The following is a 14,329-nucleotide window of genomic DNA, read 5'->3' on the forward strand; positions in this document are numbered from 1 at the left end:
GATCAGGCGAATCCAAAGCACAAGCGGCGGAAGAATGATCCCATATGTGGCCAAATCCCTCGTCCTACCCCTGATCGAAGTTGCTGCCAAAATTGCCGAATTTCGCGGCATCCCCCGCGACCTTATCTTCGCGGCCAACGATTTGAGAGACTTCCCTGCCACATGGCGAAGGTTGTTCACCCAGCTGCGCCCGGTATCCCCCGAGCAGACGGCAACCTTTCTTGATGCCTATGGCGAAGGATTGGAGCCGAAGGCGGTCAAGGCGTTCATCACGGAAACAGATAAACTCATTCTGCGTCAGGCCATGGCCAGCTACCGGTTGCTGGACATGCTCTCCGGCAATCTCCAGCTCGTGGTCGAAGGCGGTGTCGGCACCGGAAAGTCGTGGTATGCCATCGAGCAGGCACGCCGTCTGGCCGAAAACATCGGTGGCGACTCAGGCCGGGATGTCCTCATGATCGCCTACAATCTCGCGCTGTGTGAGCGGCTTCGTTCCAGCGCCGGAAAGCTGGGCCTGCAGCGCGGCAGAATCACCGTGCACAGTTCGGAAAGCATCGCCGCCTCCATCCTTGAGTCATCAGGCATTGCGCACGAAGTGCCGGCGGACAGGGAAGGGGTGGAACGCTATTTCAATGAGACGCTTCCACTGCTTGCCATCGAGGCCCTGACCACTGAACCCGCCAAACTGGGCCATCTGCTCGGCAAGTTTGATGCGCTGGTCGTGGATGAAGCACAGGATCATGACACTTCATTGCCGGGTGATTCATCACAACCCGATCACGTCGGCTGGTGGTCGATCTATGTCGCGCTCCTGCGCCAGGGTTGGCAGTCGCCCATGGCCATCTTTGGTGACGCCGCGCAGCGTCCACCGTTCCGCGCACCGGACCGTTTCCTGCTGAACACCGTTCGCGAGCGGCTCACCCAGCACGCCCACCTCCGCCTGGGCCGAGCTTTGCGCTACACTCGCCCCATCTATTGCTTTTTGAAGGAACTCCAAGGCGAAGGCTCCCATGATCTCGCTGCAAGCCTGCAGACCGATGGCCAACTACCCGACGGCCCCGAGGTTGAGATTCATCAGGCCACGGCCAAGCAAACTCCTGCCGTTGTGGAGCAGATCCTCGACCACTGGAAAACCTCCGGTCTCTGCGTTCCTTCGAAGGTTCTGATCCTGCACGACCGCAGCCAGATCGTCAATACCCCGCTCGCGGGTCTGGAGCGACTGCTCGACCACCCTTTGCGACCCTATCTCGAAACCCTCGACCAGCCTTCCGGCAACGCCATCGGCCACACCTCCATCCACAAGGCGAAAGGCCTCGATGCCCTGGCGGTGATCCTCATTGGTCTCCCGTCTTTCGATCAACTCACACGCCCCTACGACCGCTTCACCTACTTCATGGGCGCCAGCCGTGCCCGGCAGTTGCTGGCCTGCGTGCATTCAGCCTAGCGGCGGACTCTTACACCCGTTTCGACCATGCCACAGCCGCACGTAGCTGCGTGTCCTAAATGGCCGTTGACGAAGTCAGGGTTGCTTTAAGAAGGCAGGGAAGGTCTTGCGGACTTGCGTGTATTCATCAAAACCAAGTTCAGAGTGCTCGATCATGTGATTAATCACCGGGCGGATGTAACCATCCAGCTCTGCAAACAGCTCCTGTCGGTCCCTGGGGCTGGGGATCAATGACTCAATCCTGTCACCGATGTGAACGATTCGAGTTCGGAATCCAGTCTCGACACCTGTGGTGGCATCCTTTTTTCCGGTGAGTTCTTTGAATCGTTCGAGCACCTTGTCATAGGCGGTCTGGTCTGAGGAGACGTATCGGGCGATGATTTTCTTGACCTCCGCCATGACTTTGAACTCGGTGGGGAACGCGAGGAACTCCAGCAAAGACAGTGCCTGAACGAATCGAATGGTGTCGCTGCTGGCTTCCAGCATGGTGGCGTAGAGCGTTAGGGCGTGATAGACGATCTTTCCGACCTCCCCTACGCCAGGGAATCGTTGCCACTCGGGTTGTCGAAGCCAGATGCCAATCCCGCCTGTGAAAGCGAATGGGAATGCTGCTCCCCCGTAGAGTCGGGACGACTTTTTTTCCGGATCATAAACAAGGCAAATGCTCATGGCTGGGTCCGACTTCGTTTGGCCCGCCCGTGCCGGAATGGCATGAGGCTTTTCCAGTTTGCAGCTGTAGTAGCGCACAAAGTTGAGGCAAATCTTGTCCACCTCTTCTGAGAGGCGGCGGATAAGATCGAGATGAACTTCGTGATCTGCTTTCGCGATGAGCTGCGGGTCCAGAGCTGCGGGAAAAACCAGCAGTGCGTGCTGTTTGAGATTGCCGAGGGTCGCTCCCGCGTATTCGGACAGGCGTATCGCCCGATCATCTGGGTTTGCCACTTCGTCGAGATGATCCAGGCCATCGAAGTTTGCCGTGCCAGGAGGGTAATAGGTGATGCCGTTGGGGTAGTGAACCGAGCGGTCACTGATAGCCCGAGTCAGTGGCATGATGATCAGTGGAATGCCCTGATCAGTGAAGAAGGAATATGCTTTCAGGATGTCTCCACGACACTGAGCTGCATAAACCTCGTCTGTGCGGTCATCTGCCCAATCTTCATACCTTGGTCCGATCTGGAGAGCAGCGATGTTTTCTCTGGCTTGCTCTGCAACAGCGGCTTCATCGGTAGGATCAAGTTCTGCTGCACTCTCCTCTTCGGGATAGGATTCAAGAAAATCGGTCGGGCCGACTCCGAGGGTGCAGGCGAGGCACCAGTGATCGCAGCATTCGAGATTGGCAAACGATGTTACACCTCCCGCCCACTCCCAAGGTTCATGGGCGTCGATGGTGTATTGACACTTGCAGATCTCACATTCTCTGACCAAGGCCGCTTGATAGGGGCTGATGTTCAGATCTTCGAATGATGCCCGATGGAAAGGTTTGCGTGCCATGGTGATTGAGTGGTCGGGCTGTTTTCATGTTGTGGGCAAAAGCCCCACATGCCGGAAGTCCTCGGCGATAGGCTCGGTGCGCACGGAGTTTCTCTCGAAGCTTTTCAGTCCCACGGCACTGCCGCCAGAAGCCGGGTCGTAGGTGTCGAGGAAGAAGGTGGACATCTGATGGCACTCGGGACACTCCAAGTATTGCAGCAGTGGTCGGAAGAGATGAAGGTTCTTCTGGCGGTCTCGTAGGTAGAGGCTGTGTTTTTCAAGATCTGCCCTTGAGACATGATCCTCGCGCAACTGGGCAAGGGCATTATCGCCAGTGAGATCCCGATAGTGATAGCGGTTGATCTGTCGGATGGAATCGAAGTGTGTGTCGGTGATGAACAGCAATTGGTAGTCAGTCAGGAACTCGGTTGCCCGATAGACGGTTTCGAGCGCCTTTTCGGCCTCGGTGAGAAGATTTGCTGAGACGCTGGCCGATGCGATTCGTCCGTGGCTGTCATCGTTTCGCAGGGCCATCAGATGCCTGATCGCCTTCTCCCATGTTCCATTGGCAGTCAGTTGCGTCACTTCGACGAATGGACTGGTGCCTTTGAGTCCACGAAATGCCTTGCCTTCATTGACTTCCTTGAGAATGGCGAACCAGTCGCCGAAGTTGGTGCCGCTGCGCCGTTGAGAGAGTCGTTTCCCGATCTCTCCCAGATACATGATGGGCTGGCCGGACGACCGGCTCATCAAAACGGCGATTAAGGCTAGAAAACAGGTGTGCCCCTCAGCAGCTTTCATGACGGCTTTGAGCCGATGATAACGATCAGCGCCCGCTACCTGCAGCTCTCTCCAGACGTAAGCCAGTGGATGTGGGAACTGAGTCCGGACGCGGTAGTCGAACTCTTCCACTTGCTCACCTGCCCTGTGTCTTTGACGGGCCAATTGCCCTGCACCTAGCAGTCGTCGGCGCGATCCATGTGCGGTCGATTCCATCAGGATGGCATTGGATTCCTCGTCAATGTGGTTGATCCACTTTGTGAAGGCCATTCTGGCGTCGTTGAGCTGTTGAATGCTGGAGACAAGCTCCTCATCTGCGAGAGGCACCGGGAACTCACGCAGGACATGGGACGAGACTCGATACATTCCAGCCATGCTGGACATCACCTGCTTGGCGTTGCCGAGGCGATGGGCCAGCGGAGAACGTAGGAAACTCAAAAGCACCTGACGCTGTGCCGGATTAAGGCTGGCATGAGGACGCACCACAATGACCGTGTTCCCGAACGTGACCGGACGCCCATCCCCTTCGAACACCCCTACAATGAAGCCCGTGTCTCCCCGATAAATGCTGCGAATGCAGAAATCGCCGTCTTGAAGGTAGTGCCGAACGATTGCCGGGCGGGTGTTAGGCTGAATATCAGATAGATCCACCCGCCCATCTCGCGTGATGTCGGTCGCCCGAATAGCAAGAACGCCGACCTCGCCCTGTCCAGGTTGTCGCTCTGGGTTGCACGGGACCACCCCCATCAAGACATCGGCAACCGATCCCAACGCCACCCGCTCACCGAGCACGCCGATTTCCTGACGGAGTTTTTCAGTTTCTTCGGAATAGTATTCGTGGCTGCACGGATAGCCTTCATCGAGCTGGCCCTGATAGACATAGCCGAAGCGGCTTTTCCCAGAGGGCTGCTTGATCAGTGATTGCAAAGCGGACGCCAGACGCAGAGGAGGTTCAGCCAGTGCTTCAGTCGTGATCTTGAAAAATCGAATGGGGCCAGGTTGCCGTTGAAAGATGACCGTGGTAAGCCGGACCGCACTGTGAAACGGAAGGCCCAGTGCCGTAGGCACGTCATCGTGTTCATGCTCGATCACGACCGCGCTGTGAGCTGGAAAGAATTCCTGCCGCCATGTGCTCGACCGAAACGAACTCACGAAGTGAGTCGGCACCAGCATGGCAAGGACTTCGACTCCATGTTCGCCACTAGCCTGACTCATGAGCGTTTCGGCCACGGCTTCCGCGATACCCAGTCTTCCAAAACGTTCACGCCACTCCGCAGTCATTCTGAGTTCTCCTAACAGTGGAGGAAACGCGAAGATATACTTTGCGTCTGATTTGCTAACTGCAGAAATCGCACCCTTTACGAATGCCTCCCCGCCATCCAGGCATTGAATGGCTGCACCGGCAGGTAGCGAGGCACTCAGGAACCCTGCTGGCCATGGCTCGTTCGATGCATCTTTCGTGTCAGAGGAGTACTCGGCTGAAGTCACAAGGGCTATCGCCTTCGGAGCGTTTTCCCCGGATAGGACTGCGAAAGCAGATGTCAGGAGGTCGCGATAGTAGTTCATCGGCTAGGGGGCTGGATGGCTTTTGAGATGGCATTCAGGCCGGAGGCAACGGATTCAATGATTTGCAGATTGGCTGCATAATGATCCGATGTGCTAGGAGGCAACCCGAAGAGTTGCAATGAATCTGCGAGTCTGGAAGACCCAGGGTGGGCGTCACCTTGCCGTAGATCATTGATACCCGCTAAAGAGCGTGTGAGTTCTTTCCCATCAAACCCAAGCTGATCGAGGAGCAGAGCGAGGCGCTTTAGGCTGCGATACTTTTCATCCTTCGCCTGCTTGAGATTCCCTTCTGACAACTGCTTGTTGATGACGTCCTGATCCAGTTTCTCGACGACGTTTCGGCTCATTTCCTTCGCCAGTAGGCAGGTTTGTTCAAAGGACTCATCGTGGAAGCGGTGGACTCGTCGTAGTATCATTTGTGGATCATCCAGACCCTTGAAAATACCTGTCCCCCAGACCTGCTCACTCGTGATTTGCAAGGTCTTGATGGCTTTGATCAAAGACTTCTCCGGGGCAACGGTTCGAGCCGGAGTAGCGAGGTTTTGCGAGGCATGCAGCTCAACTGAAAGCCCCCCTTCTGGAGGAAGATTGTGAGCTGTCCAGATGCGTTGCGTCCACTCAGGCAATTCTGCAATATCCTTGGCTGCGACGACGACGAGGTGGTGGTCATTGATTCCGAAGTGGACCCTGGTGACTGGGGAAGGGCCGATGCTGCCGGTGTCGCGAGAAAACCACTGAAAAGCGACATTGTCCCTGCTGAGCAGGGTTCTCAGCACAGAAGTCCTGAACCAGATCCAGCCACGGTAGTTTTTCAGATCCTCGCCAGCGAGTGGCGGATCTCCCTGATTTCCCACGATGAACGGGATGCGTGACGGAACTTCGTCATTTCCAACACGCGGGCTGTTTGCCGCTGGTTCGATCCACTCGGTCATCCATATACAGCCTTCGGCGTGATCCAGTTTGCGACCAACAGCCTTCTTCTCAAACGTTTCGGATTTGAAGGATGTCTCGGCAGCGGGATGAGGCATTTGCGGAACGTCATCGGCTGGGTCAACACTCTCCCTCCACAACTTTAGCACCGCCATGGATTGCCCCCATGGCATTCCACCTTCGTGAATAGGCCCCCTGCTTCCTTCCCAATGACCATTGGTGAACTCACGGCGGTGAATGCCTTCAGGCCAGCCAATTTGAGCCAATGACTCCTCGACAGCCTCTCTGAGGATGAACGACCCTATCAGCAAAGCAGCCTTTCTGGCGGCCAAGTAGTCTCTGAGGTGCTCGGAGCGGATGAGCAGCTCGTCAGGCTCACCATCATGATCCCGTTTGAGTTTCACCACTTCGATATAATCTTCGGACGGTCGCAGCCAGACGTCTTCTTTTCGTAGCAGTCCGAGGGAGAGTTCTATCTCTTGCAGCAGATGCCAAATGTCAGGTTCACCCGTATCAAATGCCTGCCTGAGAACTGGATACATGGCAGAAGGCACTCCATCATTTCCTTCATATTCGTGTGGACCGATGAATCGGTCTTCATCCGCCCATGCCCAATGCGGGTTGTTTCGCTGAATCGACTGCCATGAGGCGTTGGAGAACTCTTCGCGAGTCCTCAGCGGGACAATGAGGCACTCTGTGGAAATGAATTCCTTGCGATAGCCTGCAAAGCCAGAAACGGCTTCTTTCTTGGTTTGGCTGCGCATCAATGGAATCCATGTGCTGGTCTGTAGTTTCTTTGATTCCACATCTGCCTGCTCCAGCCATTGTTGCAGCGTCAATTTCATAATAGCTCTTCGGCGTTTTTAACTCGTTGCTGAGCCAAACCTTTGGCTGGGATTGAGTCATTGACCTTACCTGCGCCCTGTTCACCAGCACGCCGGTGGTTGAGGGTGAGGAGGCGTTTGAGGAGTTCTTTGCGGGCTTCCGGGGTGATGGTGTAGCGGGTGCGGTCGTTTTCGGGGAGGGTTTCGACTTGTTGGAAGTCGTGGCCGAGGGTGATGGCGGGTCCGTCTGGGCTGTCCTGGTGCCAGCCGTAGGCGGTGAGGACGGCTTGGTCGAGTTCGCGGTGGAGGGAGCGGAGTTGGAGGATGGCGTCGCGGGCTTGCTCCTGGTTGAGGGTTCCTGCGGTGGCGCGGTGTTCTTCGGGGACTTCGCTGCGCCAGTCGGTGTGGGAGGCGCAACGACGCTGATAAAGGGTAGCGAGGCGGGCTTCGAGACCGGGGGCGTGGAAGAGATTGTAGATGTCCGTAAGGCCGAGCCAGAGCTGTAGCATGAGGACGCGGCGGTGCTCGTGGTAGCGTTCGCCGATGTCGGCCAGTTGGGCATTGGCGGTCTCCCACTGTCCGGCGGGAAAGGCGAAGGTCTCGAAGCAGTCAGATGGGGAGTATTGAAGTGTTTCGCCCAGCCGCATGCTAAATTTCCTAGCCCAGATCTCATGTATCGAAGACTGGATTACGGCCAATAGATCCCACCTGTCACTCGTAAGAACGTAGGTTGTATTGAGGAATACACGACCTGTAGGAACAGCGGCAAAAGCCACGTATTTGGTGACACGTGAAATGACGAAGCAAGTGCTTAGACTCTTGAGGACTTCGTAGCATTGCTGATTGTATCGGTAGTAGCGCCACCAATACTTCTTAGCGATCGCATTCTTCTGGGCCAGCCGTGCTGGTTGAACTGAATTTTCGACAATCGAAAATGGTTCTGGATATTTCTGGGCTTTTTCAAGTGGCCAATCAAAGAAGTTTATAATTGATCTTCCTGGTGCAAAATTTGGACTGTTATTGAGTTCGTGCCCGTTGGTAACAGGAAATACGACATCTGCATTTTTGGGGTTGCTTTTGCGCAGTTCGTCCGCTTGCGAGTGAGTCAAGGTGAAGCCGTCTCCGAGAAAGATTGAACCTTGAAATATTCGATTTTGACTCGCGGTTAAGGTGGCTGGAGGGGCCTCAATCGGTTCATCGTCCAAATGAGCGTTAATTGTGCCGACACATCGACCGTCGAGCATTCGCATGCCTCTCCATTGCCCCTTATAAATAGCTATTACTGAAACCACCAAATTTGCAATTCCTGGCCAACGAACTCCTCTGACTGCCATATTAATGGTGCCGGACTGTGACAGAATACGTTCGAGGCTGTCTCGCCTTAACTCGCCGTCCTTGATTGAATTAGTGGTTATAAATGCTGCAAATCCACGATCACGGATCAGCGAATAAATTCGAAGGACAAAGAAAACGACGAGGTCGTTTAGGCCCGCAGGCGCGAACGCCCACTGTGCGTATTCGCAGATCGGATAGCCCAACCTGCCGCTAAGATGCTTACGCCCCAGATACGGCGGGTTTCCCAGAATGCAGTCGAAACCGCCGTTGGCGATGATTTCGGGGAATTCGAGGAACCAGTGGAAGGCTCTTTTGCGTTCGGCCACCGCTGAGGCAGAGGCGACGGCAGCCCCAGAGGGGGGGGGGCCCGCCAGGATGGAACGGAAGGCGGCATCAGTGATCAGATTGTCCTTGTTGCCAGCAGTCTTCGGCTGATAAAATTGGGCGATCGGGATGGAGGCGATCTGCCGGAGCATGGCGCTGTCCTCATGGCTGGTCGCATTGAACTTCAGCTTCTTGGCGGCGATTTGAGCTGGGGTCTTTTCCGGTAGAGCGGCGATTTCCTGCCAATGAGCGAGAATGTCGTCGAGCTTGGTTTGCAGATCCGCAGCAAGTGGAAGCTGACTGTGGCTAGCGGCTCGTTCCTTGCGCTCAGCTTTGTTCCGTTTGCGAAAGGAGGCGGCGATGTCCTTGTCATCTTCACCCAGAGTGGCGAAGGCTTCATCGGGCACACCTTTGTCCAACTCCTCCCGGTTCACAAAACCAACGATGGCGTTGCCGCATTTGATGTGGTGGTCCAGGAAATTGAGCGGTTCACCGGGAACATGAGCTTCCAGCCAGAGAGCCACCTTGCAGAGTTCGACGGCGAGTGGGTTGAGGTCCACGCCGTAGATGCAGTGGCGGATGACTTCACGGATGGCTTCGCGGATTGCAGCGGGGCTGGGCTGGTCATCTCCCGTGCGGACGATGGCGAGTTCTGTGGCGATGCGACGGGCAGCAGCGAGGAGGATATGGCCGGAGCCGCAGGAGATGTCGGCAACTCGGAGGGAGAGGAGTGCGGCTGCGGGATCGGGTTGTTTGAGCTTCTCGGCGATGAGGTGATCGAGCGAGTGCTTGATGAGCGGCTGGACGAGTTCGTCCTCGGTATAGTGGGAGCCGGTGGCGGCACGTTCGTCACCCTGAGCGAAGGCGAAGTGCCATTTTTCATCAAGGCTGGAGACTCGCGGTTCGTATTCGAGCAGGCCCTGATAGACGGAGCCAAACTCTTCGACATTGAGGGCGCCGTAGTTCACCCGCATTTTCTGGTTGGTGACAGGATTGGTGAAGAGCGTGAGCTGGCGGAGAGCGCCCAGGAGGGTGGCGTTGTCGAGTGAGCAGTCCTCCAGCAAACCGAGAGAACCTGCATTGAAGAGGTCACCTCCAAGCGGAGCCACACCGAGCTTGAGGCCGCGACCGGATTCATCTACGAGCCGGAAAAGAGCAAGAAGGGCAAGCCACGCATCCTGGTGCCGGGCTTCGGCAAAGTGGGGTTTCTCAGCCAAGCGACGGAGGCGGGCGAGCGAGTAGCCGAGGTCGTAGATTTCGCGAAGACGTTTGTCTGTGCCTGGGATATGGGCGAGGCCGCGCTCTTCGATGACCATGAGGAAGAGGAGCCGGTAGATCAGGCGCAGGAGATGGGCGTAGAAGTCCATCGAGAAGCGCCCGTTGGTGTCGGCAGTGGCGAGTTCGCGGAGCCGGTCGTTGGAAGGGTGACTGAGGAAGCCGTTGCCGAGAGAGAGGATGACGATGTGAACGGCGGCGCTGAGGCCGCTGCGAATACGCGAGCCAGAATCGAGGGAATCCTGATGATAAATCTCTATGGGAGCTTCGGCCACGGCGTCTTGTTTGACCGGAAGACGGGAAGCGTGAAGCAGGCGGTAGAGGAGGGCGAAGTCGGCGAACAGCTCCTCCGTGAAGATGCGCTCCAGATCGAACTCGATGAAGGTGAGTTTGACGAGGCGGGAGGAATCCCGGAGCAGGCGGATGAGACGGCCATTCGAGACGATGCCGTAGAGGTGCTCGGTGAGATTGATGTATTCCTGAAGCAGCCCATGCGGGGACATGCGCGGGGCATTGGGGACAGTGCTGCGGCGGTCGAGCGACTCATGCCAGCCGAGGAGGTGAACGGGAAGCTGGTCGCGGGTGGTGTCGCGGTGGGAGATGCGGTAGGTCTTACCCTGAATGGTCTCGGATTCTGCGAGGCTGAGCTGGTAGCCGAGGAGGCCGAGGAGCGGGACCATCCATTGATTGCGGGTCTCGGTGGTGCCGGTGGCTCCCTCGCGCAAACGGCTGATTTTCACCTGGTAGGCAGACCAGTAAGCACGGGCAGCAGCCCAGGCATCGGCAATCTCATCTTTGACCTTGGCAGTAGGGTCGAGGCCGAAGTCTTTGGCGGCCTGATGTGAGCGATCCCCACGCTCGATGGCATCGAGGATGTCAGCAGAGAGGATGGAGCCTTCGAGGCGGATGGAAGGGTGAAGCATGTGTGTCAGGCAACGGTGGGTAGGTTGCGGAAGGGGATCGAGGGGTTATTCATGAAGTCCTCGTATTTGAAGTGCTTTGCCAACTGGTTGAGCGAAACCGTCTGACGTCCGGTAAATTTCCGAATAGTCGCTCCAACATTGGTGATGATGGTTTCGGCGATAACAATTTCGGTTCGGATGTCCTTAAGCACTGAACCGGGACCGGCATAAATTAGCGTGATGCGGCCATCACATTTCTCCATTCGAAAGACAATGATGTGGTCGGGCTGGGAATCAAACCAGATACCCGTCGATTCCCTGCGGATCTTGATCTCCACCGATTCAAAAGAACCATTCCTTTGCAGAGTTGCGTCATGCCCCATCTTCGATGAGTCATGCAGTTCAATGTCGAAGAAATGTTCGGCCACTGCCTCGCCAAGATCACCAACCAGCCGACCATCAAGGGTGAATTTAAGAAAATCGTGACCAGCGGAGTCTTTGAGCTGATCGACGGCCCTTTGAACCTGCTGCAGGGGCTTGGAAAACTTGTCTGGAAGCAGCCAAGTGGATTTGTGAATGTGGGAGCGTGCCATGATTTGGGCGGTGGTTGTTCAGTTCTCCTGAGCGGGCATCAGCACGTAGATGCCGAGGACGTCCATGGGCAGGACGGGATAAACGACGCCGAAACGTTTCTTTTCGACAAGTGAGGAGAACCGCTCGTGAGCATCCACGAGATGTTTGCAGCGCTCCTCGGCAAGGGCGTCGAAGGCGGGGCGGAGTTCAGGGAGTGCTGCCACTCGGTCTGTTATCAAACGTGCGCAACGGTCTGGAGAAAGATCGCCCACGGGTTTTGCAGATGAGAGAAGCTGGTGGGCATCTGCTGAGGATATGAAGTCTTGATCCTCTAAAGAACCTCGGTAGCCCCAGAGAAGCATTTCTTCCGCAACAAGCTGCTGCCCGCCGGAGCGCTTTTCCTCAATGACATTCCGGCAGCGGAACATGAGCAAAGTCGTGGGCTTCTGCACCGCATTCGTACGTATGACGGCAGTGCGGGCTGCGCGGCTGCGATACCGCTCGATGCTACGAGCGAGGGTCATCTGGCAGAGCTGCTCGACGAGTGGGTGATTGCGCCCCAGGTAGATGTGATCCTCCGGCGTGGGTGACTCGAAGGAGACCTTCACGGATGATTTCGCAGGAAGGAGTGTCTTCACGCTCTGCGGCAGATTGGCTGTGTACAGAAGGTAGCCGTTCTTCTCGCGATCAATCTGCACACCGAACAATGACCGAAGGCCATCGACAACATAGTTTTCAACAACCTGGGGGGAACCGATGGCTTCATCGTTTTCACGAAGGTCCTGCTCGATCTCATCCGCCTTGATGGCATGCTGGGCAAAGATCGAACGGCTCTGACTGGCCCGGTCGGCGGCTTTTTTGTATTTGTCAGAGACTTCGAGTTCGAGTTTTCGTGCCTCGTCGAACTCCTCAAAGTTGAACTCGATCTGATTCACGTCCGAGCGCCGGGTGCTGATTTTCCGGTCTGGATTGAGAAGCAGCGACTGGGTGATGGTGTCGATGATGCTTTTACTGTCCTCCGGGAATGGCACATTGATGCCCGTGGCTTTCTTGATCTCGCGCACTTTCCGCAGGATCACATCGAGCACCACGCCATCCACGGCGCTGTCCTTGGAGAATAGGAGGTAGGCTTTCACTTCCTTCGCCCGCTGCCCGAAACGATCTACACGCCCTTCGCGCTGTTCAAGGCGGTTGGGGTTCCATGGCAGGTCGTAATGGAGGACAGCAGTGAAGTGCTCGTGAAGGTTGATGCCTTCAGACAGACAGTCAGTGGCAATCAGGACTCGCTGGGGGTAGTCGCCCATGGCGGCAATACGGTCTCGGCGGACCTCATCAGGGTCTTCGGAAGTGACCACTCGCACTTCAGCTTTTTGAAACTTTTTGGCCAGAAGGGGAGCAAGCTGTTCGCCGAGATAAATCGCTGTCTGGATGTAACGGCAGAAGATCACTGGATTGAATCCTTGGTTCAGCCAGTCCTCGATGATCATGCGAGCGGCCTCCAGCTTGTGATCGAACTTCGGTCCAGTGAGAGCAGCGAGTTCCTTCTCAAACTCCCTCATCCGCCGCTGTTGGGACTCGGACCATCCGGTGCTCTCCACCACCTCGACGGGGGCAAGATCGGATTCGTGCCCTTCGGGGTGATCATGAATCGGGCTGGATTCATCCTCATCTGCCCCCGGTGCCAGTTCATCCCCAAGCTTGGAACGGCGAGCCCTGAACATGGCTGCACCGGCAGCCGGACTGGACATGACACCACGCAAGAGGCCAAGAGCCGTCCAGTAGTGAACCCGCTTCTGACGCTCCGGTGATTCGTCGCCGGCGACGAGGTTGCGGGCGAAATCAAGCACCTTGTCGAAGAACGCGAGATAGGGCTTGGACAAGTCATAGTCGAACTCACCGGAGTCGCGCTTCGGAAATGGCGTGTCCTCATTCATCCAGCGCTCCACATCCTGTCGGCGGCGTTGGATGAACTGGCGAGCAAGCCGCTGGCGCTCTGGCTGGGATGCGGTGGCGACATCCAGATTTTCAAAGGTCGGATCAAGCAGGCCGAGCAGCGATCCAAATTCTTCAGGCTTGCCGCTGTGGGGTGTGGCGGAAAGCATGATGAGGTGCTGCCCCTGTTTGGCGGCAATGTCTTTGACGAGTGCATGGCGTTGCATTTGTGATGCGGCGGCACCTTGGGGGCGGGCGCATGAATGAACTTCGTCCACGATCACGAGTTCAGGACATTCATTGATGAAGGTGGCCCGGCGGGCATCGGACTTGATGTAGTCAATCGAGAGGACTTGAAACGGGTAGAACTGATAGACGGACGTATCGCCCTGGATTTCACGATCCAAGCGAGCCTGTGTATTCGAGCGAATGACCACCGCCTCGACGCCGATCTTGTCGCGGATTTCCTGCTGCCATTGATCACAAAGATGAGGCAGGCAGACGACGGCAAAGCGGCGGATTTTGCGACGATCCAGCAACTCGCGAACGATCAACAGCGCCTCAATGGTTTTGCCGACACCGACATCGTCGGCAACAAGCAAGCGCACCGTTTCCTGGCGCAATGCCATGACAAGAGGCACCATTTGGTAGCTGCGTGGTCGGAATGAAATCTTAGCCAGAGAGCGAAATGGGCCTGCTCCGCTGCGAAAGGCAAGACGTGCCGCATCATGCAGGTGGCGGGCGCGAGCGAAGTCACCAAGATCCTCGGCCCCAGGACAGGGAAACTCGGCATCACGTGGGGTATCGGCACCTTCGGCCAGAGGGAGAAAGACACCGGTGAGTTCTTCATCAGAGCCACCGAGCGGCTTGATCATGAGAAGATCTGCATCGTCCGAGGGCTGCACGACCCAGTCGCGTTCGCGGATTCGGACGAGTGTGCCGGGCTGGCGTGAGAGTGTTTGAGGCATGGCTTG

At 56.5% G+C, this 14,329-nt stretch carries 7 protein-coding genes; 1 reads left to right on the top strand and 6 read right to left on the bottom strand.

The window, feature by feature from the left end:
- Positions 1-1,444: hypothetical protein (locus WAW39_RS19545; protein ID WP_422320844.1), on the top strand; the 1,444-nt coding region annotated here is incomplete at its 5' end.
- Positions 1,445-1,519: 75 nt separating this feature from the next.
- On the opposite strand, the gene WAW39_RS19550 is transcribed toward WAW39_RS19545, so the two are convergent.
- From WAW39_RS19550 to WAW39_RS19575, 6 genes are read right to left on the bottom strand one after another with little or no spacing between them, the layout of a single operon-like run.
- Entirely contained in the window at positions 1,520-2,935 is a 1,416-nt protein-coding gene (locus tag WAW39_RS19550; protein WP_422320845.1) for a hypothetical protein, read from the bottom strand.
- A gap of 24 nt (positions 2,936-2,959) precedes the next feature.
- Positions 2,960-5,260 carry a hypothetical protein gene (locus WAW39_RS19555; RefSeq protein ID WP_422320846.1) on the bottom strand — a complete coding sequence of 767 codons (2,301 nt, stop codon included), beginning with the start codon at positions 5,258-5,260 and terminating at the stop codon, positions 2,960-2,962.
- Positions 5,257-7,035 (bottom strand): hypothetical protein, encoded by a 1,779-nt coding sequence (locus WAW39_RS19560; protein WP_422320847.1) that lies wholly within the window; start codon positions 7,033-7,035, stop codon positions 5,257-5,259. The genes WAW39_RS19555 and WAW39_RS19560 overlap by 4 nt, the downstream gene beginning before the upstream one ends.
- On the bottom strand, positions 7,032-10,871 hold the full coding sequence (locus tag WAW39_RS19565; protein WP_422320848.1) for an Eco57I restriction-modification methylase domain-containing protein: 3,840 nt from the start codon (positions 10,869-10,871) through the stop codon (positions 7,032-7,034). Before WAW39_RS19565 ends, WAW39_RS19560 begins: the two co-directional genes overlap by 4 nt.
- 5 nt (positions 10,872-10,876) lie before the next feature.
- Positions 10,877-11,443 (bottom strand): DUF6998 domain-containing protein, encoded by a 567-nt coding sequence (locus tag WAW39_RS19570; protein WP_422320849.1) that lies wholly within the window; start codon positions 11,441-11,443, stop codon positions 10,877-10,879.
- Positions 11,444-11,461: 18 nt separating this feature from the next.
- A complete protein-coding gene (locus WAW39_RS19575; protein WP_422320850.1) occupies positions 11,462-14,323 on the bottom strand; it encodes a helicase-related protein in 2,862 nt (953 codons plus the stop codon).
- Positions 14,324-14,329: the final 6 nt, after the last annotated feature.

This window comes from Prosthecobacter sp., assembly GCF_049294395.1.
Taxonomy (GTDB): Bacteria; Verrucomicrobiota; Verrucomicrobiia; order Verrucomicrobiales; family Verrucomicrobiaceae; genus Prosthecobacter.

Bases quoted from the DNA above. Each gene is read 5' to 3' on its own strand.
- WAW39_RS19560 (WP_422320847.1), bottom strand. From the start codon at position 7,035: ATGAAATTGACGCTGCAACAATGGCTGGAGCAGGCAGATGTGGAATCA.
- WAW39_RS19565 (WP_422320848.1), bottom strand. From the start codon at position 10,871: ATGCTTCACCCTTCCATCCGCCTCGAAGGCTCCATCCTCTCTGCTGAC.
- WAW39_RS19550 (WP_422320845.1), bottom strand. From the start codon at position 2,935: ATGGCACGCAAACCTTTCCATCGGGCATCATTCGAAGATCTGAACATC.
- WAW39_RS19555 (WP_422320846.1), bottom strand. From the start codon at position 5,260: ATGAACTACTATCGCGACCTCCTGACATCTGCTTTCGCAGTCCTATCC.
- WAW39_RS19570 (WP_422320849.1), bottom strand. From the start codon at position 11,443: ATGGCACGCTCCCACATTCACAAATCCACTTGGCTGCTTCCAGACAAG.
- WAW39_RS19575 (WP_422320850.1), bottom strand. From the start codon at position 14,323: ATGCCTCAAACACTCTCACGCCAGCCCGGCACACTCGTCCGAATCCGC.